Here is a 25,015-nt window from a genome sequence, read left to right on the forward strand (position 1 = left end):
CTTCAGATCGGTTGTATGATGCGAATCATGCGAAAATCGCCAACCAACATCCGAACCGCCGCCAAAGAAGCCTCGCACGAGCGCATCGTGCAGGCCGCTGCCCGCGCCATCCGGCGCAGCGGCTACGACGGTACCGGGGTGGCCGACATCATGAAAGAGGCGGGTCTGACGCACGGTGCGTTCTATGCCCACTTCGAGTCCCGCGAAGCCATGCTGGCCGAGGCGGCGGACCGGGCGGGAGCCGAGTCCAATGCCTTCGCGGCCAGTGTCGTCGCCGCTGCGCCACCCGAGCAGGCCTTGCAGGCGCTGATGCAGACCTATCTTTCCAAGGAGCACCTGGCGGGCATCGAGACGGGTTGCCCTGTTTCAGCCCTGGGTTCTGAAATGCCCCGCCAGTCGCCCGAAGTGCGCCGGGCCGCCACGCGCCGCATCAAGGAGATGATCGATCTGGTGGCTCGTCAGTCACCGGATTGGGGGCAGCCCGGCGCCCACGAGCGCGCGCTGGTGACGGTGGCCACCATGGTGGGCACCTTGGTGCTGGCCCGTGCTGTCGATGACCCTGCGTTGTCGGACGCGCTGTGCAGTGCCGCCTTGAAGCGCCTGGATCCTTCGGAGGCCTGATCATGGGCCTGTTTTTTTTGCCTTTAAGTATGATGATCATCATGTCAAAATCTCTCCCATCCCGGTCCGCCGGGTCGGTCTCTTGCTCGCTTCTGAAAAAGGAAACGCCATGAAAGCCTTCGTCCTGGACCGCTACGGGAAGAAAGAAACACTGCGGGCCGCCGAGGTGCCGGAACCGGAGTTGCGTGAAGACGATGTGCTGATCGAGGTGCACGCGACCGCGGTGAATCTGCTGGACGTCAAGCTGCGCAACGGCGAGTTCAAGCTCATCCTGCCGTACCGCACGCCCTTGATCCTGGGTCATGACGTGGCCGGTGTGGTGGTCCGTGTCGGACCGCGGGTGCGCCAGTTCAAGGTGGGCGACGAGGTCTACGCCCGGCCCGATGATTTCCGCATCGGCACCTTCGCCGAGCGGATTGCCGTCAAGGAAGACTCGGTGGCGATCAAGCCGAAAAACATCACCATGGAAGAGGCCGCGTCCATCCCCTTGGTGGGCCTGACGGCCTGGCAGGCGCTGGTGGAACGCGCGAAGCTCAAGGCGGGTCAGAAGGTCTTTATCCAGGCGGGCTCTGGTGGCGTGGGCACGTTCGCGATCCAGCTGGCCAAGCACCTGGGCGCGACGGTGGCCACCACCACCAGCGCGGGCAATACCGCCCTGGTCAAAAGCCTGGGTGCGGACGTGATCGTCGACTACAAAAAGGACCACTTCGAAGAGCAACTGAGCGACTGCGACGTGGTGCTCAACAGCCAGGACGGCAAGACCCTGTCGAAGTCCCTGGGCGTGCTCAAGCCAGGCGGCCACCTCATCTCCATCTCGGGGCCACCCGATCCGCAGTTTGCGCGGGACATCAAGGCCAACTGGCTGGTGCAGCAGGTCATGCGCGCCATCAGCTTCGGCGTTCGCTGGCAAGCGCAGCACCTGAGGGTCGGCTATTCGTTCCTGTTCATGAAGGCCAGTGGCAGCCAGCTGCGGCAGATCACGCCGCTGATCGAGTCGGGCGCCATCCGCCCGGTGATCGACAAGGTCTTCCCGTTTGACGCCACCAACGAGGCCCTGGCCTACGTCGAAAGCGGCCGCGCCAAAGGCAAGGTGGTCATCAAGCTTCGCTGAACCTTTTCACCCATCCGATTTTTGTTCGCCTATACATATGACGAGCGTCATGTGAAAACCGTATCCCCACTTTTTTTGGAGCCCCTCATGAACATTCAAAACGCCGTCGTCCTCATCACAGGCGCCAACCGAGGCATCGGCCTGGCCTTTGCCCGCGAACTGCTGGCGCGTGGCGCCCGCAAGGTCTACGCCGCCGCACGCGACCCTGCCACCGTGACCTTGCCGGGTGTCCAGGCCTTGCGGCTCGACGTCACACAGCCCGAGCAGATCGCGGCCGCCGCACAGCTGGCCACCGACGTGACCCTGGTGATCAACAACGCGGGCATTGCCCAGCCCGGCGGTTTCCTTTCGCCCGACAGCGACGCGGTGACGCGCCGCATCTTCGAGACCAACTTCTTCGGCGTGCTGAACGTGAGCCAGGGGTTTGCGCCCGTGCTCAAGGCCAACGGCGGTGGTGCGCTGCTCAACGTCTTGTCCGTGGCGTCGTGGGTCAACGGTGGTGAGCTGGCCGCCTACTCGGCCAGCAAGTCGGCGGCGTGGTCGCTGACCAATGCCCTGCGCCACGAGCTGGCCGCGCAGAAGACCCAGGTGCTGGGCCTGCACATGGCCTATGTCGACACCGACCTCACGCGTGGATTCGAGGTCCCCAAAAGCAGCGCCGAAACCATCGTGCAGCGGGCGCTCGACGGGCTGGAAGCGGGTGCCGACGAGGTGCTGGCCGATGTACTCACCGAGCAGGTCCGGCAGGGCCTGACGGCAGCGCGCCCGGTCTACCTGCCCCAGGGTGCTTGAGCCCAGCCCCTTTGAACCCACACCACCCCACAGAAAGACCGCCATGCTCTTCACCCCGCTCTCCGCGCCTTCCCTGCAGCTCCGCAACCGCATCGTCATGGCGCCCATGACGCGCAGCCGCGCGGTGGACCACAACACGCCCAATGCCCTGATGGCCGAGTACTACGGCCAGCGGGCTTCGGCCGGCCTGATGATCACCGAGGGCACCTCGCCCTCGCCCAACGGTCTGGGCTACGCCCGCATCCCGGGCCTGTTCAACGAAGCCCATGTGCAGGGCTGGAAGCAGGTGACAGACGCCGTGCACGCCCAAGGCGGCAAGATCTTTGTCCAGCTGATGCACACGGGGCGCGTGGGCCATGTGGCCAACCTGCCGGCCGGCGCCGAAGTGCTCGCGCCGACCGCCGAGGTCTGCCCCGGCGAGATGTTCACCGACACCCAGGGCATGCAGCCGCACAGCGCGCCCCGCGCCATGAGCGAAGAAGACATCCACCACGCCGTGGCGGAATACACCCAGTCGGCCCAACTGGCGATGGAAGCGGGGTTCGACGGCGTCGAGCTGCACGCGGCGAACGGCTACCTGATCGAGCAGTTCCTGAACGCCAACGTCAACCACCGCACCGACGGCTACGGCGGCAGCATCGAAGGCCGCAACCGCTTCGCGCTGGAGGTGGTGCGCGCGGTGGTCGCCGCCATCGGCGCGGACCGGGTGGGCATCCGGTTGTCGCCCTACGGCGTGTTCAACGGCATGGGCGCCTACCCCGACGTCGAGGCGCAGGTCCTGGCCCTCACCGAAGCGCTGTCGCAGATGGGCATCCTGTACCTGCACCTGCTGGACCACTCGGCCCTGGGCGCGCCGCCCGTGCCCGCCGAGTTCAAGTTCCGCCTTCGCGTGGCGTTCCACAGCGTGTTCATCCTGGCCGGAGGCTTCGATCGGGCCAGTGCCGAGAGCGCACTTCATGCGGGTCACGCGAACCTCATCGCCTTTGCCCGCCCCTTCATCGCCAACCCCGACCTCGTCGAGCGCATGCAGGCCAAGGCGGCTTTGAACCCCCTGGACATGACCACCTTCTACACCCCCGGCCCCCAGGGCTACACAGACTACCCGGCGCTCAGCGCCTGAGGGGAGGCCCACGATGAAACACCTGCTCAAGACGGCCATGCTGGGGCTCGCCCTGTCCACGACCCTCCAGGCGCCCACGCTGCGGGCGGCAGAGCCTGTCGCCACCGTTGCGAACCAAGGCCAGCTGGCGGCAGGACCAAAGTCCGAAGTCACCTGGAAGAACGTGCCCACCCAGACCCTCACGGCCGGCGACGTGACCTTCGCCTACCGCGAGCTGGGCCAGCACCACGGCGGCACGCCCGTGGTGATGCTGACCCACCTGGCCGCGGTGCTGGACAACTGGGACCCGCGCATCATCGACGGCATCGCGGCCCAGCACCACGTCATCGCCTTCGACAACCGGGGCATCGGGGCCTCCAGCGGCTCGCCGTCGAGTTCGGTGGAAGAAATGGCGGCCGATGCCATCACCTTCATCAAGGCCAAGGGCTTCCAGAAGGTGGACCTGCTGGGCTTCTCGCTGGGCGGCATGGTTGCCCAGGAAATCGTGCTGAAGGAGCCGCCACTCGTGCGAAAGATGGTGCTCGCGGGCACCGGCCCTGCGGGCGGCGAAGGTATCAGCACCGTGGCGGGCGTGACGGTCTACGACATGGCCCGGGGCTTCTTCACCGGGCAGGACGCCAAGCAGTTCCTGTTCTTCACGCGGACCCCCGGTGGCATCGAGGCTGGCAAGGCCTTCCTGGCGCGCTTGAAGGAACGCACCGAGAACCGCGACACCGAGATCTCTGTGAGTGCATTCATGGCACAGCTGGAGGCGTTGCGCGTGTGGGGCAAGAAGGCGCCCGCCGATCTGTCGGTGGTCCAGCAGCCGGTGTTGGTCGTCAACGGCGATCAGGACCGCATGGTCCCGACGGTCAACACGCACGACCTGGCGCGGCGGCTGCCGAACAGCCAGCTGGTCATCTACCCCGATGCCGGACACGGCGGTGTCTTCCAGTTTCACGCCGACTTCGTGCGCAGCACGCTCGAGTTTCTGGCCCGCTGACGCTGGCCAGGGCTGCGGCCACCGCCAGCGGCCCGATCGAGGGTCTCCAGGACGGGCACCGCGGCGCGCCGCTGTGCGTGACCTGCGTCTGCCCCGGCGGCACCGACGCCGCGTTCCACGCCACCTCTGGCGAGGGCGAGCACCCGTGGATCGAGAACGCGTCGCCGAAGAGCCCGGCGTTCGTGGCGCAGGCCGTGACAACCCTGATCGCGTCGCCGCGAAGCGATCACTGCACGATTTCGTCGGCGGGTCCGTGGTGGGTGTTGGCCTGCGCGGTCACCGAGCTGCCGGCGGCTGCGGCCATGATGAAGCCGATGGCCAGCCACTGCAGGCCGCTCAGCTGCTCGCCCAGCACCAGCAGGCCGAGCAGCGCGGCCACGGCCGGCTCCATGCTGGCCATGACGCCGAACGCGCTGTGTGAGAGGCGCTTGAGCGCCACCATCTCCAGCGAGATCGGGATCGCGCTGGACACCGCCGCCACGCCCAGCCCGTACAGCAGGATGCCCGGGTCCAGCAGGGCGCTGCCGGCGTGCCAGACGCCGAAAGGCACGACGGTGATCGCGGCCATGGTGAGGCCCAGTGCCACCGAATGGCCGGCGTGCAGGTGGCCCACGCGTTTGCCGAACACGATGTACGAAGCCCAGCACACCGCAGCGCCGAGTGCGAACACCACGCCTTCGGGGTCGAGGCTGGCCACGTCATGACCCAGCGGCAGCAGCAGGCCCAGGCCCACGATGGCCAGCGCGATCCACACATAGTCGATGGCCCGGCGCGACGAAAAGAAGGCCACCGCGAGCGGCCCGCTGAACTCGATGGCCACCGCGACACCGAAGGGAATCGTGCGCAGCGACTGGTAGAACATCAGGTTCATGCAGCCCAGCGCCACGCCGTAGCGCACCAGGCTCCTGGCGTCGGCGCGCGAGAGCGGCCAGCGCCAGGGGCGCCAGATCAGCAGCAACAGCAGCGCCGAAAAGCCCACCCGCAGCGCGGTGGTGCCCAGCGAGCCCACCTGCGGGAACAGCTGTTTGGCGAACGAGGTGCCGATGCCCAGCGCCACCACCGAGCCGAACACGGCCATCAGGGGCACGGCCTGTGACCAGCGTTGCGAGGTCAAAGCGGGCTCAGACCAGCGGCACAGTGAAACGCGCGATCACCGGCTGGGTGTCAGGGCGCACGCCGCGCCACCACTCGAAGGCCTCGGCCGCCTGCTCCACCAGCATGCCCACGCCATCGGCGATCCGGGTGACGCCGGCGGCCTGGGCCTGCTTCAGGAAGGGCGTGAGGCCTTTGCCGTACACCAGCTCATAGGCCAGCGCGCCGGGCGCGAAGGCGCTGGCCGCCAGCGGCAGATCGGCCTGCGAAAGACCGGTGGAGGTGGCGTTGAGCACCACGTCGAAACGCTCGCCAACCAGTTCGTCGTAGCCACCGGTCTGCAGCGTGGCGTGGGCCGCGAAGTCGCGTTTCAGGCCATGGGCCTTGTCGGCGGTGCGGTTGGCGATGGCGATCAGGGCCGGCTTCTGCATCGCGATCGGCAGGATGGCGCCGCGCGTGGCACCGCCCGCGCCGCAGATCAGCACCCGCTTGCCCGCGAGCGACACGCCCAGGTTGCGCTGGATGTCGTTCACCAGGCCGAGACCGTCGAAGTTCTGCGCGTGGATGCGGCCGCCCTCGAACTTGAGCGCGTTCACCGCGCCAGCGAGGCGGGCCGATTCCATCGGGTCGGTGGCGATCTCGAAGGCCTGCAGCTTGAAGGGAATCGTCACGTTCATGCCGCGTCCGCCGGCGGCGATGAAGGCCTCGACCGTGGCCTTGAAGCCGTCCAGCGGGCCCTCGATGGCGGTGTATTCGATGTCCTGGCCGGTAGCCTGCGCGAAAGCGCTGTGGATCAGCGGCGACTTGCTGTGGCCAATGGGGTTGCCGATGACGGCGTAGCGGTCGGTCATGGTGCGTGGAAGCAAAGAAGGGGGCGTTTGAGAGGCGAAACGTCGATTGTCGCGCAAGCCCGCGCGCGGGCACGGGTCATGCCCGCGCCGTACCATCTTCACCCATGACCACACACCTCAAAATCGATTTCGTGTCCGACGTGTCCTGCCCCTGGTGCGCGATCGGCCTCTCCGCGCTGGAACAGTCCCTGGGCGCCGTGCAGGGCGACATCGCGGTCGAGATGCACTTCCAGCCTTTCGAGCTGAACCCGCAGATGGGCCCCGAGGGCCAGGACGTCACCGAACACCTGACACAGAAGTACGGCAGCACCGCCGAACAGCAGGCGCAGATCCGCGAAACGATCCGCCAGCGCGGTGCCGAGGCCGGGTTCACGTTCAAGGCCGAAGGCCGCGGCCGCATCTGGAACACCTTCGACGCGCACCGCCTCCTGGCCTGGGCGGATGTGGAGGGCGCCCCCGGCCAGCAGCACGCGCTGAAGAAAGCGCTGCTGACCGCCTACCACGGCCGTGCAGAAAGCCCGGCGGACCACGCGGTGCTGCTGGCCGCTGTTGAGGCGGTGGGGCTGGACAGGGCGCGCGCCCAGGCCGTGCTGGCCAGCGGCGAATTTGCCGACGAGGTGCGCGAGCGCGAACAGTTCTTCTCCCGCGCCGGCATCAGCTCGGTGCCGGCCGTGATCGTCAATCAACGCCACCTGATCTCGGGTGGCCAGCCGGCCGCGGTGTTCGAGCAGGCCTTGCGCCAGATCGCTGCGGAGGCCGGGTGAGGGATACCCGCGTGTGAGCGGCAGGCGTTGTTGGGCGCAAGCCCTGCCAAGGCTCAGGCAGCGCGGTAGGTGCTGTCGCCGTGGGGTGCGGCGCAGAACTCGGGCAGCGCTTCGGCGGCCTGCGACAACGAACACAACAGCGGGTAGCGCTCAGCGGGCACCACGTCCGGCAGCATCTGCTGGATGAACTGCCAGGCGACGGCGGTGCTCACCTCGGCCTGGCCCAGCGTGGCGTGCGAAACGTTCAGTGTCTGCGCGTTCAGCCCGGCCTCCAGGCCGCCGCAGGCGGCAAGCAGTTGCCCGGTCACCCGCGTGACCCAGGGCTCATGCTGCTTCTCGGCCGGCCGCAGGCCGCGCTCGTAGACGATCTGCACCGCTTTCTCGCACGCGGCCAGGGCCAAGCCGGTGGCGCGCAGCGCCTGCGCCAGAGCGGCCGGCTCGGTGGGCAACAGGCTGCGTGGGTGGGCCAGTGCTTCGGCGTACTGCAGGATCAGCGTCGAGTCCATCAGCACCGTGCCGTCGTCGCACACCAGCGTGGGCGCTTTCACCACCGGGTTGGTTCGGCTGAACTCGTCAAACCCGCGGAACACCGAGAGCGACTGGTGTTCGAACGGGAGGTCGAGCAGTTGCAGCGAGATGGCGACGCGGCGCACATAGGGCGAGTCGAGCATGCCGATGAGCTTCATGTGCTGTCTCCGGTGAGGGGGGTCAGTGGTGGGCGGCGAGCGCCTTGGCGATTTTTCCGCGCTTGACGGTCGATCTCGGCACTTGCTGCGGCAGGTGCTCGAACCAGCGGCGCACGTCGTCTTCCACGCACAGGCCGTGCATGTAGTTGTAGATCGCTTTGCGCAGGCCCTGGCCGAGCGCGTCGTGGTCGGTGCCGGTGGGGTCGATGAAGCCGATGTCGTTCTTGGCAAAGCTCACCGGCGGCAGCGGGATCAGTTCGATGCCATAGGCCGCCGGGTCCATGCCCACGGGCGAATGCACGGTGCAGCTGAAGCGGTGGAAGAAACCGCTCTGGATGCAGCCGGCCTCGAACAGCTGGCGCACGTATTCGAGCGCGTCCACCGTGTCCTGCAGCGTCTGCGTGGGAAAGCCGTACATCAGGTAAGCGTGCACCAGGATGCCGGCGTCGCTGAAGCCCTTGGTCACACGCGCCACCTGCTCGACCGACACGCCTTTTTTCATCAGGTTGAGCAGGCGGTCGCTCGCCACTTCCAGGCCACCGCTCATGGCGATGCAGCCGCTCTGCGCGAGCAGCTCGGCCAGCTCGGGTGTGAAGGTTTTTTCGAAGCGGATGTTGCCCCACCAGCTGATGTGCAGGTCGCGGCGGATCAGCTCTTCGGCCAGTGCTTTCAGCGCCTTGGGCGGTGCGGCCTCGTCCACGAAATGGAAGCCGGTCTGGCCGGTTTCTTCGACGATCTGCTGGATGCGGTCGGCCAGCTTCCCTGCCGTGGCGGTTTCGTAGCGGCCGATGTAGTCGAGGCTCACATCGCAGAAGCTGCACTTCTTCCAGTAGCAGCCGTGCGCCACGGTGAGCTTGTTCCAGCGGCCGTCGCTCCAGAGGCGGTGCATGGGGTTGAGCATGTCGAGCAGGCTCAGGTAACGTTCCAGCGGCAGGCCGTCCCAGGTGGGCGTGCCCACGTCTTCGAACGGGATGTCGGGCTCGGCGAGGTTGATGTACCTGACCTCGCCGTTCTCCCGCACAAACGTGCGCTGCAGCCGCTGGCGCCCGCGTTGCCCATGCAGATGTTCAATCAGCGAGAGCACCGGGCGTTCGCCCGCGTCCAGCGTCACGAAATCCACAAAGTCAAAGACACGCGGGTCCGACAGTTCACGCAGCTCGGTGTTCACAAAGCCGCCACCCAGCGCGATGCGGATGTGCGGGTTGTGGGCCTTGATGGTCTGCGCGATGCGAAACGCCGCGTACACCGAGCCGGGGAAGGGCACGGAGAGCAGCACCAGCGTGGGCTGGTGGCGGTGGATGGCGGCGAGCGTCAGGTCGCTCAGCAGATCGTCCACCAGCGTGGGCGGCGCGGCCAGCGCTCCGGCCAGCGGGTCGAAGCTGGGCTGGCTGCTGGCCAGCGACTCGGCGTAGCGCACGAACTCGAAACGATCGTCGACCGCGTCGCGCAGCACGTCGGCCAGGTCGTTGAGGTAGAGCGTGCAGAGGTGGCGCGCCTTGTCCTGCACGCCGAGCGCACCAAAGGCCCAGGCCAGCGGGTCGCCGCTGCCATCGTCTTCGTAGGCGTCGAGCGCCGAGAAACGTGGGCCTTCGGGCAGCAGGCCGCGCGCGGCGATGCGGTGGGCCAGCGTCGAATCGCGGCCTTGCAGGTAGGCGATGGCCGGGCCGATGGTGCCCCGGTAGTGCTCGAACTGGTCGAGGAAAGCGTGCACGCTGCCCGAGCGCTGTGCCTCGGGTAGGGCCAGCGCACGGCCGCGCACGGCCTCCAGCCCGGCCGGCGTGAACAGTTTCAAGACCAGCGCCAGCGCCAGGTCTTCCTGCACCGCATCGATGCCGCGCGAACGCAGGAAGCCGGTGAGGTAGGCGGTGGAGGGGTAGGGCGTGTTGAGCTGCGTCATCGGGGGGATGAGGCTCAGCACGCGGAAATCGGTGGTCATGCGCGCGTGGGGAGAGAGTGAGCGGGCAAGCTTAGCCCAGAAGGCCGCCCGCAGTGCATCCGGCGACGCGTGCCCCCGTCAAGGATGCGGTGGAGCCGGCTTTGCCGGGCCACCCGCATCGCCCCCTGGGGGGGTGACGCCGAAGGCGGCGCGGGGGGGGCAAACCCCGCGGCGCAGGGGGGGTCAACACTCCACGATGTTCACCGCCAGGCCGCCGCGCGAGGTCTCCTTGTACTTGGTCTTCATGTCGGCACCGGTCTCGCGCATGGTCTTGATGACCTTGTCCAGGCTGACGTGGTGCACGCCATCGCCGCGCATCGCCATGCGGGCGGCGTTGATGGCCTTGACCGAGGCGATGGCGTTGCGCTCGATGCAGGGGATCTGCACCAGGCCGCCGACCGGGTCGCAGGTCAGGCCCAGGTGGTGTTCCATGCCGATCTCGGCCGCGTTTTCCACCTGCTCGGGCGTGCCGCCCAGCACCGCACACAGGGCGCCGGCCGCCATGGAGCAGGCCACGCCCACCTCGCCCTGGCAGCCCACCTCGGCGCCGCTGATGCTGGCGTTCTCCTTGTAGAGGATGCCGATGGCCGCAGCCGTGAGCAGGAAGTCGACCACGCCGTCGTCGTTCGCGCCGGGCACGAAACGGCGGTAGTAATGCAGCACGGCGGGCACGATGCCGGCCGCGCCGTTGGTGGGCGCCGTGACCACCCGGCCACCGGCGGCGTTTTCTTCATTGACGGCCAGTGCGTAGAGGTTGACCCAGTCGAGCACGGCCAGCGGGTCGGTCAGCGCCTTCTCGGGGTGTTCGGTGAGGTCGCGGTAAAGCTGCGGTGCGCGCCGGCGGACCTTGAATCCACCCGGCAGTACACCCTCCGCCGTGCAGCCGCGGCGCACGCAGGCCTGCATCACGTCCCAGAGGCGCAGCAGCCCGGCGTGCACCTCGGCGTCGCTGCGCCAGTGCCGCTCGTTGGCGCGCATCACCCCGGCGACGGACAGACCGTGTTCGCGGCAGCGCTGCAGCAGTTCGTCGCCGGTGCGGAACGGGATGGGCAGTTGCGTGGCGTCGGGCGCGATCACCTTCTGGCGCTCGCCGTCGGCCGCCACTTCGTCGCTGACCACGAAGCCACCGCCCACGGAGTAGTAGGTGCGTTCCGACAGCAGCACCCCCGCCGCGTCCCAGGCCGAGAGGCGCATGCCGTTGGCGTGGAAGGGCAGTGGCGCGCGGAAGAAGGACAGGTCGTCCCGTTCGTTCCAGGCGATGTGATGGCAGCCCATCAGCGGGAGGCGGCTGGCGCTGCGGATGGCGGCGATGGTCGGCTCCACCGCTTCGATGGGCACCGTCTCGGGCTCCTCGCCACACAGGCCCAGCAGCACCGCCTTGTCGCTGCCGTGCCCTTTGCCGGTGGCCCCCAGCGAGCCATGCAGCCCGCAGTGCACCCGGGCCACGCGTTCGAGCAGGCCTTGCGCCTGCAGACCGGCCGCAAAGAGGCGGGCCGCGCGCATGGGCCCTACCGTGTGCGAGCTGCTGGGGCCGATGCCGATCTTGAAGAGGTCGAACGCGGAGATGGCCATGGCGGTTCCTTGGGTGTCAGACGGCGGGGGCGGGCATCACCACGCGGGTGTGGCGATGCTGTGCCTGCCACTGTGCCACGTGGCCGGTCAGCTGGTGCGCGGTGATGGCCGAGAGCGTCCAGCCCAGGTGACCGTGGCCGGTGTTGTAGAACACGTTGGGCCGGCGGCCGGGGCCGACGCGCGGCAGCATGTCCGGCATCATGGGCCGCAGGCCGGCCCAGGGCTCGACCCGGCGCGTGCTCACGCCCGGGAAACACTGGTTGACCCAGTTGACCAGCGGGCGGATGCGGTCGGCGCGGATGTCCAGGTTCATGCCGTTGAACTCGGCCGTGCCCGCGACGCGGAATCGGTCCTGCCCCAGGCGGCTGGTGACGAGCTTGGTCTCGTCGTCCAGCAGGCTGACCTGCGGCGCAGCGGCCTGGCTCTGCTCATCGTTCAGCATCACGGTGATGGAGTAGCCCTTGACCGGGTAGACGTTGAGGCGGTCGCCCAGCTGAGCGCCCAGCGCCCGGCTGTGCACGCCGGCGCAGACCACCACCGCGTCGCCGCTGACCACTTCGCCATTCGACAGGGTGACGTGCGCGGTGTTGCCGTCGCTCTGCACACGCGTCACCGTGTGGCCGGTCAGCAGCTTCACGCCCATTCGCTCGCAGGCGAGCGACAGGCCGTGGGTGAACTTGTGGATGTCACCGGTGCTGTCGCTCTCGGTGTAGTAGCCACCGTGGTAGTCACCGGCCAGTGTGGGCTCGATGGCGCGCATCTCGTCGGGCGTGACGGCGCGGCGCGGCAGGCCGCCTTCGGCCAGCAGCTTGGAGACTTCGCCCGCGTGGTCGAAGCCGGCCTTGTCGCGGTAGATGTGCAGGATGCCTTGTTGCTTCAGGTCGAAATCAATGCCCTCGGCCTGTGCCCAGCCGAACAGGTGCTCGCGCGCAGCGATCGCCAACTTCGCGGTGGCGATGGTGTTGTCGCGGTACTTGGGGATCGACGCCGCGAACTCGGCGAACCAGCTGAGCTTGTGCCAGCTGGGCTTGGGGTTCACGAGCAGCGGTGCGTCGGCCTTGAGCATCCACTTGATGCCCTTGAGCAGGGTGGACGGGTGGGTCCAGGTTTCGGCGTTGGAGGCCGAGAGCTGGCCGCCGTTGGCGTGGCTGGTTTCCATGCCCGCGTAGCGGTGTTTTTCGATCAGGGTGACGCGGTGACCCTGACGGGCCAGGGCGTAGGCGCTGGTGACGCCGGTGATGCCGCCGCCGATGACGATGAGGTGCTGTGCCATGGGAATCTCTTTGAAAGCCGTCAAACAAAGGGGCACGCCCCGCACACCGTGTGCGGGCCATGACCCCCTCTGTTTGTGACCTGAGAGATTCACCCGCCATGCTGACGGGCTTGCTCCTGCGGTGGGCCGGGAGACGAATCCTGGCCACTCTTCAGAGTGTTGCGCTTTGAAAAGCGCGATCGTCGATCGGTCCTTTTGCCTGAGAGTTTCCGGGGCGGTTGCTCCTTCGGCGCCGGCCTTCCCTGAGGGTGCCGGTCTCTCCCGATCGACGGGTTTGAGGCGCTTATTGTGCCTGCAGTCCGATGGATTTGACGATGGCCCGGAACTGTTGTGTGCCGTCGGTGTAGGCCTTGTCGGCCTCGGCCAGCGTCTGCGGTTTGGGCAGCAGCTGGCTGTTGGCTTCGAGCGCGGCGTGCACGGCCGGGTCGCCCAGCGTGCCGGCGATGGCCTTGTGCAGAGCGGTGACCACCGGTTCCGGGGTGTCCTTCTTGACGAAATAGCCGGTCCAGATCTTGAACGTGAAGTCCTTGAGCTGCTTGCTCTCGCTGACGGCGGGGTACTGCTTCACGCTCTCCAGCCGTTCGCTGTTGAGCATGGCCAGCACCTTGACGCGGCCCGTCTTGTGCATCTCGTCGTACTTCTTGCCGTAGGGCGCGAGGAAGAAGTCGACCTGGCCGGCCATCAAATCCTGCTCGGCGGGGGCCGCGCCCTTGTAGGGCACGTGGATCATCGGGATGCCGGTGACCTTGGACAGGTGCTCGCCCAGCAGGTGGTAGAACGAACCCGGGCCGACGCTGGCAAAGGTCAGCGGCTTGCCGTCCTTGGCGGCCTTGCGCGCGTGGTCGAGGAACTCGTCCACGCTGTTGACCGGCAGATCCTTCTTGGCCAGGAAGGCGATCTGCGCGGTGGCGATCATCTGCACCAGGCGGAAGTCTTCGCTCTTGAACTTGATCGACGAAATCGCCAGCGGCGCGAGGATCAGCTCGTTGGGCGAACCCTGGAACACGGTGTAGCCGTCCGAGGGGCCGTTGAGCACCTTCTGCGCCGCAATCGACCCGCTGGCGCCGCCCAGGTTTTCGATCACCACCGGCTGGCCCAGCTGTTTGCCCAGCGTGACGTTGACCGAGCGTGCGATCACGTCCGACAGGCCGCCGGCCGGGTAGGGGACCATCAGGGTCACTGGCCTGGCGGGGAAGGTCTGGGCGATGGCTGTGCCGGCCAGGCTGAGGGCGGCCAGTGCGGCGCCGGCCAGAGCTAAGTGGATGCGGATGCGTGCGTTCATGGGGTGGTCTCCGTTGTGGTTGTCGAGGCTCAGGGGTTGGGGGAAAGCAGGTCCAGCACGAGCGCGATCCAGTAGGCCGCGCCGGGGGCGATGTTGAGGTCGTTGAAGTCGTAGGCCGGGTTGTGCACCATGCAGGCGCCGGGCTCGCCGTCGGCGCCGTTGCCGATGAACAGGTAGCTGCCGGGCACGCGTTCGAGCATGAAGGCGAAGTCCTCGCTGCCGGTCAGCATGGGGCCTTGTGGGTTGATCTGTTCCGGGGGAAAGTGCTTCTGCGCCACCGCCAGCGCGCGGGCGGTCTGCTGCGCGTCGTTGACCAGCACGGCGTAGCCCGGGCGCCAGGTGATCTCGGCGCGCACGCCAAAGCTCTCGGCCTGCAGGCGCACCAGCTCGCGGATGCGCTGCTCCATGCTGCGCCGCACCTGCGGGTCCAGCGCGCGCACGCTGATCTCCAGCCGCGCTTCTGCAGGGATCACGTTGTTGGCCTCGCCGGCATGGATGGCACCCACGGTGACCACGGCGGGCTGCATCGGGTCCACATGGCGCGAGGCCACGGTCTGCAGCGCCATGATCAGCGAGGCCGCCGCGACCACCACGTCGGTCGCCTTGTGCGGCATGGCGCCGTGCCCGCCGTGGCCGTGCAGGATGACGGTGGCGTAGTCGGACGAGGCCATGGTCGGCCCGCTGCGGAACACCAGCTGCCCCTGCGGCATGCCCGGCATGTTGTGCATGGCAAAGATCGCGTCGCAGGGGAAGCGCTCAAACAGGCCGTCTTCCATCATCTTCAGCGCGCCCCCGCCGCCTTCTTCGGCCGGCTGGAAGATCAGGTTCAGCGTGCCTTCGAAATTCCCCAGCGTGGCCAGGTGCTGCGCGGCGGCCAGCAGCATGGCGGTGTGGCCGTCGTGGCCGCAGGCGTGCATCACGCCGTGGTGGCAACTGGCCCAGGCCGCGCCTGTGGCCTCGGCGATGGGCAAGGCGTCCATGTCGGCGCGCAGGCCGATCGTGCGGTCTGACGTGCCGCGCTTCAGTTGACCGACCACGCCGGTGCCGCCCAGGCCGGTGGTGACCTCAAAGCCCCAGGCGCCCAGCTGGGCCGCGACCAAGGCCGCCGTGCGGCGCTCGTTGAAGGCCAGCTCGGGGTGGCGGTGGATGTCGCGGCGGACGGCGATGAACTGTTCGACGGCGGCGTCACTGAGGCGATCCATGCAAAGCACTCCTGAAACATGAACTTTGTTGCATGTTAGGAAGCGTCTGATTTAAAGTCCAATGCATTGATCATCAACAACCCATGACTTTGAGTGAAGGTTCGGGATGACCCTCGTGCAACTTCGGCACTTCGTGGTGCTGGCCGAGCTGGGCGCTTTCGTGCAGGCCTCGAAGGCCCTGTACCTCACGCAGCCCGCGCTCACGCGCAGCATCCAGGCGCTGGAAGACGAGCTGGGCGGCCGCCTGTTCGACCGGCTGGGTCGGCGCATCGCGCTCACGCCGTTCGGGCACGAGGTGCTGCAGCGCGCCCGGCGGCTGGTGAGCGACGCCGACGCACTGAAGCAGACCGGCAAGGGCCTGCACGCCGGCCTGATCGGCACGCTGCGCATCGGCCTGAGTTCGGGGCCGGGCGCGCTGCTGTCCACGCCGCTGATGCTGCACACGGCCGAGCACCACCCCCGGCTGCAGCTGCAGATTTCGCGCGGCAACACGGGGGTGCTGATCGACGCCCTTCGGGAGCAACTGCTTGACGCGGTGGTGGTGGACGTGCGCTCGGTGCGGCCAGCGGCCGATCTGCAGATCACCCAGGCCTTCGAGCTGGCTGCCGGGTTTCTGGTGCGGCCGGACCACCCGCTGGCTCAGCGCGGTCAGCCGGTCACCATCGACGAGGTGCTGACCTACCCGGTGGCGTCCACGCCGCTGAGCGACGAGGTGGCGCGGATGCTGATCGGTCGCTATGGCCCGCAGGCCAATCCGGATGACATGGTGACCCTGCGCTGTGACGAGACCTTGAGCATCGTCGAGGTGGCCCGGCGCAGCCTCGCGATCGTGCTGACCGCGGACGCCGCTGCCGAGGGGCTGGTGCGGCTGGACATGACGCCGCCGCTGGACGCCACGGCGCGCTTTGGTCTGGTCACGCTCAGCCAGCGGCAGGAAGCCCCGGCGCTGCGCATCCTGCGCGAGTGGCTGGCGCGCTGGGTGGGCCAGAATGGTGCCCATGAAACTCTCGGCACTGCTGATCGCGATTGAGGTGGGTGGCACGGTGGCCTTCGCGGTCTCCGGCCTCATTGAGGCCATGCGCAAGCGCATGGACGTGGTGGGCGTGTTCTCTGTCGCGTTTGTCAGCGCCTTCGGCGGCGGCACCGTGCGCGACCTGCTGCTCGACCGGCGCCCGCTGTTCTGGGTTGAACACGAGGCCTACCTCTGGCTGGTCTTCGCAATGGTGATCACCGCGCCCTGGTGGCTCAAGGCCGTGCTGCAGGACGCGGGCGCCCGGCTCATGGACGTGGCGGACGCCTTCGGCCTGGGGCTGTTCGCGATCTCGGGCACCAGCATCGCGGTGGCGGCCGGCATGTCGGTGGGCGTGAGCGTGCTGATGGGCGCCACCACCGCCATCGTCGGCGGCGTGGCGCGCGACGTGCTCTGCAACGAGGTGCCCAAGGTGTACCAGGACCATCGTCCGTACGCGCTGTGTGCCGTGGCTGGCAGCTTGGCTTTTCTCGGGCTGTCGGCCGTGGGGCTGGCGTCCGAGCTGGCCAGCCTGATGGGCATCGGGGTGGCCACGGGCAGTCGCTGGCTGGCCATCGCCTTCGACTGGCAACTGCCCAGCTGGCGCTCGCCGCAGAAATGACAAACGCCGGTGAGTCGCCTCACCGGCGTTGTCTTTCGTGGGGCCCGAGGATCAGGCCAGTTCGCTGATCGGCACGCAGCTGCAGAACAGGTTGCGGTCGCCGTACACGTTGTCGATGCGGCCCACGGGCGGCCAGTACTTGGCGTGCGCGCGGGTCGAGGTGCTGGCGGCGCCCACGTCGCGGCCATAGGGGTGCGGCCAGTCGGCCTTCATCAGGCTGTCGGCCGTGTGCGGTGCGTTCTTCAGCGGGTTGTCGTCCTGCGGCCAGCTGCCGGCTTCGATCAGGCGGATCTCGTCGCGGATGGCGATCATCGCGTCGATGAACCGGTCCAGCTCTTCCAGCGTCTCGCTCTCGGTCGGTTCAACCATCAGGGTGTTGGCCACCGGAAAGCTCAGCGTGGGTGCGTGGAAGCCGTAATCCATCAGGCGCTTGGCCACGTCCTCGGCCATCACGCCGCTGGTGTCCTTCAGTTGCCGCAGGTCCAGGATGCACTCGTGCGCCACGTGGCCGTTGGCCGAGGCGTAGAGCGTGGGGTAGTGCGGCGCCAGGCGCTTGCTGATGTAGTTGGCGGCCAGGATGGCGGCCTCGGTCGCGTGCTTCAGGCCATCGGCGCCCATCATGCGGATGTACATCCAGCTGATCGGCAGCACGGCGGCGTTGCCCAGCGGGGCGGCGCTCACGGCGCCGACGCGGAACTCGTCTTCGGTCTCAGGCGTGTCACACACACCGGCCGGCTCGGCGCCCGCGCGGTGACCCGGCAGGAACGGCACGAGGTCGGCCACCACGCAGACCGGGCCGACGCCCGGGCCGCCACCGCCGTGCGGGATGCAGAAGGTCTTGTGCAGGTTCAGGTGGCTCACGTCGCCGCCGAACTCGCCGGGGGCTGCCACGCCCACCAGGGCGTTCATGTTGGCGCCGTCCACGTACACGCGGCCGCCGTGCTGGTGCACCAGCGCACAGAGTTCCTTGACCGTGGTCTCGAACACGCCGTGGGTCGAGGGGTAGGTGATCATCACGCAGGCCAGGTGGGCGCTGTGTTTTTCGCACTGCGCCTGCAGGTCGGCCATGTCCACGTTGCCGTTCTCATCGCACTTGGTCACCACCACCTGCATGCCGGCCATCTGGGCCGATGCGGGGTTGGTGCCGTGGGCCGACGAGGGGATCAGGCAGATGTTGCGGTGCGCTTCACCGCGCGAGGCGTGGAAGGCCTTGATGGCCAGCAGGCCGGCGTATTCGCCCTGCGAACCGGCGTTGGGCTGCAGGCTGATGCCGGCGTAGCCCGTGGCCTGGCAGAGCCAGGCGCGCAGCTGCTCGTCGAGCTCTTGGTAGCCTTGCAGTTGATCGGCCGGGGCGAAGGGGTGCACGTTGGCGAACTCGGGCCAGGTGATGGGGATCATCTCGCTGGTGGCGTTGAGCTTCATGGTGCAGCTGCCCAGCGGGATCATGCTGCGGTCCAGCGCCAGGTCCTTGTCGGACAGCGCGCGGATGTAGCGCAGCATGCCGGTCTCGCTGTGGTGGCTGTTGAACACCGGGTGCGTGAGGTAGGCGCTGGTGCGGCGCAGCTCGGCGGGGATCAGCGGCTCGATGCCTTTCTCAAAGGCGTCGAAGGTCGGCAGGGCCTGACCGTCTTTCGCGAACGCCGACCACAGCAAGGCGATGTCTTCGCGGATGGTGGTTTCGTCGAGCGACATGCTGACGTACTGGCCCCAGGACAGCTTGAGGTTGGCGCCCTGGGCCACGGCCTTGCCCACGATGGCCTGGGCTTGCGCGGCGTCAGCCGCCTTCACGGTCAGCGTGTCGAAAGCGGACGCGCTGGTCAGCGTGTGGCCCAGCTGCTGCAGGCCCTGGGCCAGCACGGCGGTGTAGGCGGCCACTCGCTGCGCGATGCGCTTCAGGCCCTGCGGACCGTGGTACACGGCGTACATGCTGGCCACGACGGCGGGCAACACCTGTGCCGTGCAGATGTTGGAGGTGGCCTTCTCGCGGCGGATGTGCTGCTCGCGCGTCTGCAGCGCGAGGCGGTAGGCCGGGTTGCCATGGGTGTCCACGCTCACGCCGACCAGGCGGCCGGGCAGCGAGCGCTTGAACTCGTCGCGACAGGCCATGTAGGCGGCGTGCGGGCCACCGGCACCCATGGGCATGCCGAAGCGCTGCGTGGTGCCGACCACGATGTCGGCGTCGAACTCGCCCGGGGGCACCAGCAGTGTGAGCGCCAGCAGGTCGGCCGCCACGATGAAGGCGGCCTGCTTGCCGTGCACGGTCTGCACCTCGGCGCGCAGGTCATCGATGCGGCCGCTGGTGGACGGGTACTGCGCCAGCACGGCGAAGTAGTCGTCAGCGGCGAGCGCCTCGGCCCACTCCTGCGCCGAATTCGCAAGCTTCACCGTCAGGCCCAGCGGCGCGGCGCGGGTCTGCACCACTTCGATGGTCTGCGGGTGCGCGTCACCCGCCACCACGATCACCGTACCCTTGGCCTTGACCGAGCGCTTGGCCAGTGTCATGGCCTCGGCGGCGGCGGTGGCTTCGTCGAGCATCGACGCGTTGGCGATCGCCATGCCGGTCAGGTCGGTGACCATGGTCTGGAAGTTCACCAGCGCCTCCATGCGGCCTTGCGAAATCTCGGCCTGGTAAGGCGTGTAGGCGGTGTACCAGGCGGGGTTCTCCAGCACGTTGCGCAGGATCACGCCGGGCGTGTGCGTGCCGTGGTAGCCCTGGCCGATGAAGCTCTTGAAGACCTTGTTCTTCGAGGCAATCGCCTTGAGCTCGGCCAACGCGGCGGCCTCGGTCACGGCGGGCGGCAGGTCCATGCCGGTGCTGCGCGCGATGCTGCGCGGCACGATGCCGTCGATCAGCGCGCGGCGCGAGACCTCGCCGATGACCGACAGCATCAGCGTTTCATCGGCTTCGCTGATGCCGATGTGGCGGGCAATGAACTCGCTGGGGTTTTCGAGTTCATCCAGGGGTTTGACGGACGGCATCAGCATGGGAAGACCTGCAGATTGGATTGGAAACGTGGGGCGATGGACTGGTGGTTCGCGTGAGGGGCAGCGAGCCAGCGGGTGCCGCGGAGCCGGCTTTGCCGGGCCGCTGGCGCCGCCCCCTTGAGGGGGACGCGCGCAGCGCGGCGGGGGTGGATCAGCCTTGTTTGGAGAAGGCTTCGTAAGCGGTGGCGTCGAGCAGGGCGTCGACTTGCGAGGCGTCGCTCAGCTTGACCTTGAAGAACCAGCCGGCGCCCAGCGGGTCGCTGTTGGCCAGGGCCGGGTCGGCGCGCAGGCCTTCGTTCACCTCGGTGACTTCGCCGCTGATGGGCATGTAGACGTCGGCAGCGGCCTTGACGGACTCGACCACGCCGGCCACGTCCTTCTGCGCAAAGGTCTTGCCCACTTCGGGCAGGTCGACGAACACCACGTCGCCGAGCGCATCCTGCGCGTGGTGGGTGATGCCGACGGTGGCGATGCCGCCGTCAACGGTGATCCATTCGTGGTCTTCGGTGTACTTGGTGGTCATGGTGGTCTCCGGTGAAAAGGTTGAAACGAAAGGCAGCTTATCTGCTCCGCGGGCTACCGCAGAACCGGCTTTGCCGGGCTGCTGGTAGCGTCCCCTTCCAGGGGGAAGCCGCGAAGCGGCGCAGGGGGTCATCCCCTGTGGTATCGGTTGGGGACGAAGGGCATGGGCGCCACTTCCATCGGAACGGCCTTGCCGCGCACTTGGGCATTCACGCGGGTGCCGACCGTGGCGAACCCGGGTGCAACGTAGCCGATGGCCACGGGCTTGTCGGCCGTGGGGCCGAGCAGGCCGCTGGTGACTTCACCGATCTTCACGCCCTCCAGGCTGTGCAGCTCGACGTGTTCGCGCACGGGCACACGTTCCAGCGCGATCAGGCCGACGCGCTTGCGCGTCAGGGCGACCGTGCCGTCGAGCTGGCCCAGCACGCGTTCAGCGCCCGGGAAACCGCCGGCGCGTTCGCCGCCGGTGCGGCGAACCTTCTGCATCGCCCAGTTCAGCGCGGCCTCGACCGGCGTGGTCGTGGTGTCGATGTCGTTGCCGTAGAGGCAGAGGCCGGCTTCCAGGCGCAGCGAGTTGCGCGCACCCAGGCCGATGGGCTTGACCTCGGGCTGAGCGAGCAGGGCGCGGGCGAAAGCCTCGGCGCTGGCGGCGGGCAGGGAGATTTCGCAACCGTCTTCGCCGGTGTAGCCGCTGCGCGTGACGAACACATCCGCACCGTGCCAGGTGAACGCAGCGCCGGTCATGAACACCAGCTTCTCCACACCGGGCAGCAGGCGCTGCAGCGCGGTCACGGCCTGCGGACCCTGCAGGGCGAGCAGGGCGCGATCGAATTGCGGGGTGACGGTGCAGCGGCCACCGATACGGGCCTGGATGTGCGCCAGGTCGCCGTGTTTGCAGGCGCCGTTGACGATCACGAAGATGTCCCCACCGTTGGCGATATCGCGGTTGACGAACATCAGGTCGTCGATGATGCCGCCCTCGTCGTTCAGCAGCAGGCCGTAGCGCTGCTTGTTCACACCCAGGCCGATCACGTCCACCGGCATCAGGCTCTCGAACGCGGCAGCCGCATCGGGGCCGGAGAGCGTGAGCTGGCCCATGTGCGAGACGTCGAACAGGCCGGCGGCGCTGCGGGTGTGGTGGTGTTCGGCCATCAGGCCGGCGGGGTACTGCACCGGCATGCTGTAGCCGGCAAACGGCACCATGCGGGCACCGAGTTCGAGGTGGAGGGCGTTGAGCGGGGTCTGGAGCAGGGCGGTGGTGTCGGACACGGGGGGCTCTCGCGGTCATGTGGGGCAGGACCCGCAACACCAGGGTCGCGGGAACAACACGGTTCATCCGTGTGCTGCCCCACTGTCCGCTTTACCTGAGAGATTCGCGCGGGCGATGCCACGTTTGCTCCTTCGGTGGGCCGCCAGAACCCTTGTCGGGCAGCGGCCTCTCTCCAGTGGGGGACACCGCCCTTTCGGGCGGTGGTTGCCAGTCCTTTTGCCTGAGCGTTCAGGACCTTCCACGACATGCGGGCCGGTCTCCTGCGCCTTCGGCGGCACCCGGTTGGGCGCTCTCTCCTGACCGGGCGAGTTTAACGGAATCGCCAGTGCCCGATGTTCAGATCGGCTCCAGCACCACGTCGGAAGGCAGCAGCTTGGCCAGGCGTTCGCTGATCCCGTCGGCGCGCTCGCTCCCGGCAAACTGCTCCACCTTGGCGATCATGGCGCGTCCCACGGCCAGCATGGCCGCGGCGTCGCGCGCCTCGCGCAGCTCGTCGCGGAAGCGCTGCGCCAGCTGCTTGTCACGGGGGGCGAACAGGCGTTCGCTGAGGTCGAAGAGAAACATGCGCGCCGTGGCCAGTGAGCGCGTGCCCACGAACGGATCGCCATGGGCGGCGCCCGTGGTGGGCGGTTTCGGCAGCGCTTCCACGGCAGCGGGCCGGTTCGGCGCCTTTTCTTCCGCGCGGGACAGGTGACCGCTGCGCAGCAGCTGGTCGATCAGGGTCTGCCCCTCCCCCAGAAACAGGTCGGCGATGACCTCCTCCGTCTGGGTGCCGTCCACCAGCAACAGGATGGCCCGCTCGCGCTGGCCCAGGGAACGGTGGCCCGGGCGCAGTTCCTGGCGGCCTTTTTCAGTCTTGATCAGCATCTCTCACTCCAACAACGTGGTGGAGATGCTGCCCGGGCATTGTGTCGAATGTGTTACATCCCGTGCGTTCCGGGATGGGCGGCCTGTGGGGCAGCACCGGTGGTGACCGGATCAGCCGATCAGCCGCGTCGGTCCCGCGCGTTGGCCACGCGCACGCCAGCGCAGCCACAGCGTGCGCAGCACCAGCACGAACGCCAGCAGCATCATGGGGTGTGCGGGCGTGGAGTAGCGCGGGATGTTGTGGGTCAGGAAGGCATAAAACACCAGCAGCCCGACCGGAAGCACGGTCACCGCCACCCACTGCGCGTGGCGGCGCAGCAGCCCGTAGAGAAACACGCCGAACAGCGACACGCCGGCGAACAGATTGAGCAGCTCACCCAGGGCGTCCTGCGTTTCCAGTGACACCCAGGGCACTTCCACCTTCTTGAAACTCCAGAAACCGTGCCAGAAGAAGGGCAGGGTCATGACCACGTGCCGCCAGGGCCGTTCCTTGAGGAGCTTGAATGCTTCGGCTTTCAGTTCGTCACCCACGGCCTGATCCGGGTTGGGGTGTCCCTGGTCGCGCAGCTGGAACACACGCTGGTTGTATTGCGCGGCGGCGTGGTAGTGGAAGCTGACCGCGTTCTCCGGTTTGCCCTCGTAGGCGGCGCGGCGGTCGGACTCCCAGAAGCTGGAGCGGTAGCGGTTGTGGCGCTGCCAGCGTCCACCGATTTCGAAATCACCGGGCGCCTCGGCCAGGCGCGTGCCTGCGACGGCCCTTTTGTACAGGGACGGGCTCTTGTCGTAAATCAGGCCCAGCACCTCGTCGTTGCTCATGTTGTTGAGGTGGGCGCGGCCCCAGAGAATCAACCCGCCGCGCTCGGTGATGCGCATGTTGCCGAACTGCGCCTGGTTGCGCAGCAGCCAGGGCGAGAGCGTCAGCAGGAAGGTGGTGGTCATGGCCAGGCCCCAGACCATCACCTGGGTGAAGGCGAAGCGGTCGGGCCGGCGCGCGAACAGCAGCGCGATCATCAGCAAGGGCACCGCTGCCGCCCCGATGTAGACGAACGAGGCCTTGCCCAGCGCCAGCAGGCCCATCAACACGCCCGAGCCCAGGAACCAGGCCATCGACTGCTTCTGCACCGAGCGCAGCAACCCGTAGGTGGCCCAGATCATGAGCGTGGCGGTGGACAGCTCGGTGTAGAGCGTGTCGATGTAGGTGCCACCGTGGAAGAAGATCTGGAAAGACAGCACCGTGGCGATGAACCCGGTGAGGTTGGTGCCGCCCACGCGCAGGGTGAGCAACCAGATGCCCACCAAACCCGCGTACACCCAGAACAGGTTGCTCAGCTTCACCGTGCGGGTGAATTCGCCGGAACGGAAATCCGCGAACGGCCGGTTCACCGCCTCGGGCACGGCCAGCTTGAGGTGCAGTCCCACCAGCAAAGGATCCAGTGGCTCGCGGAAATTGGTAGGCCGGACGCGGTCACCGGTGTCGAGCGAGAAGGTGTTGTGCTTGAACACGTTGACGGCCATCAACAGGTTCTGGATGCCGTCGCCCAGGATCGGGTCGTCCGAGATGCGGTCGGCCGCGCGGTAGGTGAGCGCCAGGCACACCGCCAGCGGCACGATCCAGCCGCGTGCGGCGATCCGGCCGAGCCGGGCGTGCCATTCGGGTTTTCTGCGTTTCAGACGACCCAGCGCGATGTCGAGCACCAGCCAGAACAGGCCCGCGCCCAGGCCCGCCATGAGTACCATCGGCAGCTGCTGGGCCATGTGCGGCTTGACCACGGCTTGGGGCAGCTGGAACACGAAATGGGGATCGCCGCCGGCGCCGCGCATGCGGATCACGGCGGGGTCGACCCCTTCGATGACCAGGTCCTGCAAACCCATGATGGCGGCTTGGAACGCGGGGCCTTGCAGCGTGAGCCGGCCCCAGCGGCTGCTCATCTCGATCGAGCCGATCTCCACCGTGCCCGGCCCGGTGATCGGGTCCATGCGGATCAGGGTGAACCTGCGCAGGCTGTTGATGTCGATGGTGTGCCGCTGCCAGACCCCGGCGGGGGTGTAGCGGGTGACGTTCTGGCGTTCATTGAAGGCCGCGTCAGGGCCGGCGTAGTAGAACTGGAACGGCCCGGCGCGTTCGGTCCGCATGTCGAATGACACCTGGAGGTCGCGGTTCAGCCGGGAAAGGGACAGGGCCACGAGGGTGGCGAGCAGGGCCACGACCGCGGCCCGAAGGAGAAGGTGCGCCGGTGAGCGGCTGCGCAGCAGGGTTTGAAGCGCCAGAAACATGCAAAACCACCTGATCTCGTGGGAAGGGCGCCGGGGTTTCCTGACCCTGAACACCGTGTTTTTTTGGGGGTTTTGTACTGCTTCCCTGTTGCGGGGTTCAGAGAAAACAATAACTTTCGGATGATAGGGGCCGATGCTTAAGAACCTTTTAGGGGCGTGAACAACTCACCCCCTGGGAGGGG

The 25,015-nt window shown here is 67.7% G+C and carries 21 protein-coding genes and 4 riboswitches; of the genes, 8 read left to right on the forward strand and 13 right to left on the reverse strand.

The annotated features are described in order from the left end of the window. The first annotated feature begins 15 nt into the window (after nt 1–15). The 5 genes from IM738_RS05200 to IM738_RS05220 all read left to right on the forward strand — a co-directional run bounded on the left by IM738_RS05200 (nt 16) and on the right by IM738_RS05220 (nt 4,626). The gene (locus IM738_RS05200) at nt 16–621 is read left to right on the forward strand and encodes a TetR/AcrR family transcriptional regulator (RefSeq protein ID WP_236964829.1); all 606 of its coding nucleotides are present in this window, start codon (nt 16–18) and stop codon (nt 619–621) included. Nucleotides 622–730: 109 nt separating this feature from the next. Continuing rightward, nucleotides 731–1,732 carry an NADP-dependent oxidoreductase gene (locus IM738_RS05205; RefSeq protein ID WP_236964830.1) on the forward strand — a complete coding sequence of 334 codons (1,002 nt, stop codon included), beginning with the start codon at nt 731–733 and terminating at the stop codon, nt 1,730–1,732. Between the two features lie 87 nt (nt 1,733–1,819). Next, nucleotides 1,820–2,524: an SDR family oxidoreductase gene (locus IM738_RS05210; protein WP_236964831.1), complete on the forward strand. Its 705-nt coding sequence runs from the start codon at nt 1,820–1,822 to the stop codon at nt 2,522–2,524. 43 nt (nt 2,525–2,567) lie between these two features. Beyond that, nucleotides 2,568–3,644, forward strand: coding sequence for an alkene reductase (locus IM738_RS05215; RefSeq protein ID WP_236964832.1), 1,077 nt, complete (start codon nt 2,568–2,570; stop codon nt 3,642–3,644). A 13-nt stretch (nt 3,645–3,657) separates the two neighbouring features. After that, nucleotides 3,658–4,626: an alpha/beta fold hydrolase gene (locus IM738_RS05220; protein ID WP_236964833.1), complete on the forward strand. Its 969-nt coding sequence runs from the start codon at nt 3,658–3,660 to the stop codon at nt 4,624–4,626. Between the two features lie 226 nt (nt 4,627–4,852). On the opposite strand, the gene IM738_RS05225 is transcribed toward IM738_RS05220, so the two are convergent. After that, complete coding sequence (locus IM738_RS05225) at nt 4,853–5,704, reverse strand: EamA family transporter (protein ID WP_442908512.1); 852 nt, start codon at nt 5,702–5,704, stop codon at nt 4,853–4,855. Between the two features lie 43 nt (nt 5,705–5,747). Then, nucleotides 5,748–6,569, reverse strand: coding sequence for a shikimate dehydrogenase (gene aroE, locus IM738_RS05230; protein WP_236964835.1), 822 nt, complete (start codon nt 6,567–6,569; stop codon nt 5,748–5,750). A gap of 104 nt (nt 6,570–6,673) precedes the next feature. Here aroE and IM738_RS05235 point away from each other — a divergent pair, with 104 nt between their 5' ends. Beyond that, nucleotides 6,674–7,333: a DsbA family oxidoreductase gene (locus IM738_RS05235; RefSeq protein ID WP_236964836.1), complete on the forward strand. Its 660-nt coding sequence runs from the start codon at nt 6,674–6,676 to the stop codon at nt 7,331–7,333. A 53-nt stretch (nt 7,334–7,386) separates the two neighbouring features. Here IM738_RS05235 and IM738_RS05240 read toward each other — a convergent pair whose 3' ends face one another. From IM738_RS05240 to IM738_RS05265, 6 genes are all read right to left on the reverse strand, one after another. Next, the gene (locus IM738_RS05240) at nt 7,387–8,019 is read right to left on the reverse strand and encodes a glutathione S-transferase (protein WP_236964837.1); all 633 of its coding nucleotides are present in this window, start codon (nt 8,017–8,019) and stop codon (nt 7,387–7,389) included. Nucleotides 8,020–8,041: 22 nt separating this feature from the next. After that, on the reverse strand, nt 8,042–9,955 hold the full coding sequence (locus tag IM738_RS05245; RefSeq protein ID WP_236964838.1) for a B12-binding domain-containing radical SAM protein: 1,914 nt from the start codon (nt 9,953–9,955) through the stop codon (nt 8,042–8,044). Nucleotides 9,956–10,138: 183 nt separating this feature from the next. Beyond that, nucleotides 10,139–11,527 carry an L-serine ammonia-lyase gene (locus tag IM738_RS05250; protein WP_236964839.1) on the reverse strand — a complete coding sequence of 463 codons (1,389 nt, stop codon included), beginning with the start codon at nt 11,525–11,527 and terminating at the stop codon, nt 10,139–10,141. A gap of 16 nt (nt 11,528–11,543) precedes the next feature. After that, the gene (locus tag IM738_RS05255; protein ID WP_236964840.1) at nt 11,544–12,800 is read right to left on the reverse strand and encodes a D-amino acid dehydrogenase; all 1,257 of its coding nucleotides are present in this window, start codon (nt 12,798–12,800) and stop codon (nt 11,544–11,546) included. A 59-nt stretch (nt 12,801–12,859) separates the two neighbouring features. After that, nucleotides 12,860–12,965: riboswitch (glycine riboswitch) on the reverse strand. 12 nt (nt 12,966–12,977) lie between these two features. Continuing rightward, nucleotides 12,978–13,074: riboswitch (glycine riboswitch) on the reverse strand. Nucleotides 13,075–13,083: 9 nt separating this feature from the next. After that, nucleotides 13,084–14,082, reverse strand: coding sequence for a tripartite tricarboxylate transporter substrate binding protein (locus tag IM738_RS05260; protein WP_236964841.1), 999 nt, complete (start codon nt 14,080–14,082; stop codon nt 13,084–13,086). A 29-nt stretch (nt 14,083–14,111) separates the two neighbouring features. Next, nucleotides 14,112–15,284, reverse strand: a complete 1,173-nt coding sequence (locus IM738_RS05265) for a M20 aminoacylase family protein (protein ID WP_236964842.1) — start codon at nt 15,282–15,284, stop codon at nt 14,112–14,114. A gap of 106 nt (nt 15,285–15,390) precedes the next feature. On the opposite strand from IM738_RS05265, the gene IM738_RS05270 reads away from it, so the two are divergent. Together IM738_RS05270 and IM738_RS05275 are read left to right on the forward strand one after the other, a co-directional pair. Further along, nucleotides 15,391–16,314 (forward strand): LysR family transcriptional regulator, encoded by a 924-nt coding sequence (locus IM738_RS05270; RefSeq protein WP_236964843.1) that lies wholly within the window; start codon nt 15,391–15,393, stop codon nt 16,312–16,314. Then, nucleotides 16,283–16,915: a trimeric intracellular cation channel family protein gene (locus IM738_RS05275; RefSeq protein ID WP_236964844.1), complete on the forward strand. Its 633-nt coding sequence runs from the start codon at nt 16,283–16,285 to the stop codon at nt 16,913–16,915. The genes IM738_RS05270 and IM738_RS05275 overlap by 32 nt, the downstream gene beginning before the upstream one ends. Nucleotides 16,916–16,966: 51 nt before the next feature. On the opposite strand, the gene gcvP is transcribed toward IM738_RS05275, so the two are convergent. From gcvP to IM738_RS05300, 5 genes are all read right to left on the reverse strand, one after another. Next, the gene (gene gcvP, locus IM738_RS05280) at nt 16,967–19,900 is read right to left on the reverse strand and encodes an aminomethyl-transferring glycine dehydrogenase (RefSeq protein ID WP_236964845.1); all 2,934 of its coding nucleotides are present in this window, start codon (nt 19,898–19,900) and stop codon (nt 16,967–16,969) included. A gap of 151 nt (nt 19,901–20,051) precedes the next feature. Next, nucleotides 20,052–20,423 carry a glycine cleavage system protein GcvH gene (gcvH, locus tag IM738_RS05285; protein ID WP_236964846.1) on the reverse strand — a complete coding sequence of 124 codons (372 nt, stop codon included), beginning with the start codon at nt 20,421–20,423 and terminating at the stop codon, nt 20,052–20,054. 128 nt (nt 20,424–20,551) lie between these two features. Next, nucleotides 20,552–21,691, reverse strand: coding sequence for a glycine cleavage system aminomethyltransferase GcvT (gene gcvT, locus IM738_RS05290; RefSeq protein WP_236964847.1), 1,140 nt, complete (start codon nt 21,689–21,691; stop codon nt 20,552–20,554). Between the two features lie 72 nt (nt 21,692–21,763). Beyond that, nucleotides 21,764–21,878: riboswitch (glycine riboswitch) on the reverse strand. Nucleotides 21,879–21,890: 12 nt separating this feature from the next. After that, nucleotides 21,891–22,001, reverse strand: a riboswitch (glycine riboswitch). 27 nt (nt 22,002–22,028) lie between these two features. Continuing rightward, on the reverse strand, nt 22,029–22,559 hold the full coding sequence (locus IM738_RS05295) for a hypothetical protein (RefSeq protein WP_236964848.1): 531 nt from the start codon (nt 22,557–22,559) through the stop codon (nt 22,029–22,031). Between the two features lie 111 nt (nt 22,560–22,670). Continuing rightward, nucleotides 22,671–24,833, reverse strand: a complete 2,163-nt coding sequence (locus IM738_RS05300) for an ArnT family glycosyltransferase (protein WP_236964849.1) — start codon at nt 24,831–24,833, stop codon at nt 22,671–22,673. Nucleotides 24,834–25,015 lie beyond the last annotated feature (182 nt).

It is taken from the genome of Hydrogenophaga sp. SL48 (assembly GCF_021729865.1).
GTDB lineage: Bacteria > Pseudomonadota > Gammaproteobacteria > Burkholderiales > Burkholderiaceae_C > Hydrogenophaga.

What these genes read in the sequence shown, in the direction of transcription:
- IM738_RS05275 (WP_236964844.1), top strand. Translation starts at nt 16,283, where the DNA reads ATGAAACTCTCGGCACTGCTGATCGCGATTGAGGTGGGTGGCACGGTG.
- IM738_RS05215 (WP_236964832.1), top strand. Translation starts at nt 2,568, where the DNA reads ATGCTCTTCACCCCGCTCTCCGCGCCTTCCCTGCAGCTCCGCAACCGC.
- IM738_RS05235 (WP_236964836.1), top strand. Translation starts at nt 6,674, where the DNA reads ATGACCACACACCTCAAAATCGATTTCGTGTCCGACGTGTCCTGCCCC.
- IM738_RS05200 (WP_236964829.1), top strand. Translation starts at nt 16, where the DNA reads ATGATGCGAATCATGCGAAAATCGCCAACCAACATCCGAACCGCCGCC.
- IM738_RS05300 (WP_236964849.1), bottom strand. Translation starts at nt 24,833, where the DNA reads ATGTTTCTGGCGCTTCAAACCCTGCTGCGCAGCCGCTCACCGGCGCAC.
- IM738_RS05270 (WP_236964843.1), top strand. Translation starts at nt 15,391, where the DNA reads ATGACCCTCGTGCAACTTCGGCACTTCGTGGTGCTGGCCGAGCTGGGC.
- IM738_RS05225 (WP_442908512.1), bottom strand. Translation starts at nt 5,704, where the DNA reads ATGGCCGTGTTCGGCTCGGTGGTGGCGCTGGGCATCGGCACCTCGTTC.
- IM738_RS05265 (WP_236964842.1), bottom strand. Translation starts at nt 15,284, where the DNA reads ATGGATCGCCTCAGTGACGCCGCCGTCGAACAGTTCATCGCCGTCCGC.
- gcvH (WP_236964846.1), bottom strand. Translation starts at nt 20,423, where the DNA reads ATGACCACCAAGTACACCGAAGACCACGAATGGATCACCGTTGACGGC.
- IM738_RS05205 (WP_236964830.1), top strand. Translation starts at nt 731, where the DNA reads ATGAAAGCCTTCGTCCTGGACCGCTACGGGAAGAAAGAAACACTGCGG.
- IM738_RS05220 (WP_236964833.1), top strand. Translation starts at nt 3,658, where the DNA reads ATGAAACACCTGCTCAAGACGGCCATGCTGGGGCTCGCCCTGTCCACG.
- gcvP (WP_236964845.1), bottom strand. Translation starts at nt 19,900, where the DNA reads ATGCTGATGCCGTCCGTCAAACCCCTGGATGAACTCGAAAACCCCAGC.
- IM738_RS05295 (WP_236964848.1), bottom strand. Translation starts at nt 22,559, where the DNA reads ATGCTGATCAAGACTGAAAAAGGCCGCCAGGAACTGCGCCCGGGCCAC.
- IM738_RS05260 (WP_236964841.1), bottom strand. Translation starts at nt 14,082, where the DNA reads ATGAACGCACGCATCCGCATCCACTTAGCTCTGGCCGGCGCCGCACTG.
- IM738_RS05255 (WP_236964840.1), bottom strand. Translation starts at nt 12,800, where the DNA reads ATGGCACAGCACCTCATCGTCATCGGCGGCGGCATCACCGGCGTCACC.
- IM738_RS05240 (WP_236964837.1), bottom strand. Translation starts at nt 8,019, where the DNA reads ATGAAGCTCATCGGCATGCTCGACTCGCCCTATGTGCGCCGCGTCGCC.
- IM738_RS05250 (WP_236964839.1), bottom strand. Translation starts at nt 11,527, where the DNA reads ATGGCCATCTCCGCGTTCGACCTCTTCAAGATCGGCATCGGCCCCAGC.
- IM738_RS05210 (WP_236964831.1), top strand. Translation starts at nt 1,820, where the DNA reads ATGAACATTCAAAACGCCGTCGTCCTCATCACAGGCGCCAACCGAGGC.
- aroE (WP_236964835.1), bottom strand. Translation starts at nt 6,569, where the DNA reads ATGACCGACCGCTACGCCGTCATCGGCAACCCCATTGGCCACAGCAAG.
- IM738_RS05245 (WP_236964838.1), bottom strand. Translation starts at nt 9,955, where the DNA reads ATGACCACCGATTTCCGCGTGCTGAGCCTCATCCCCCCGATGACGCAG.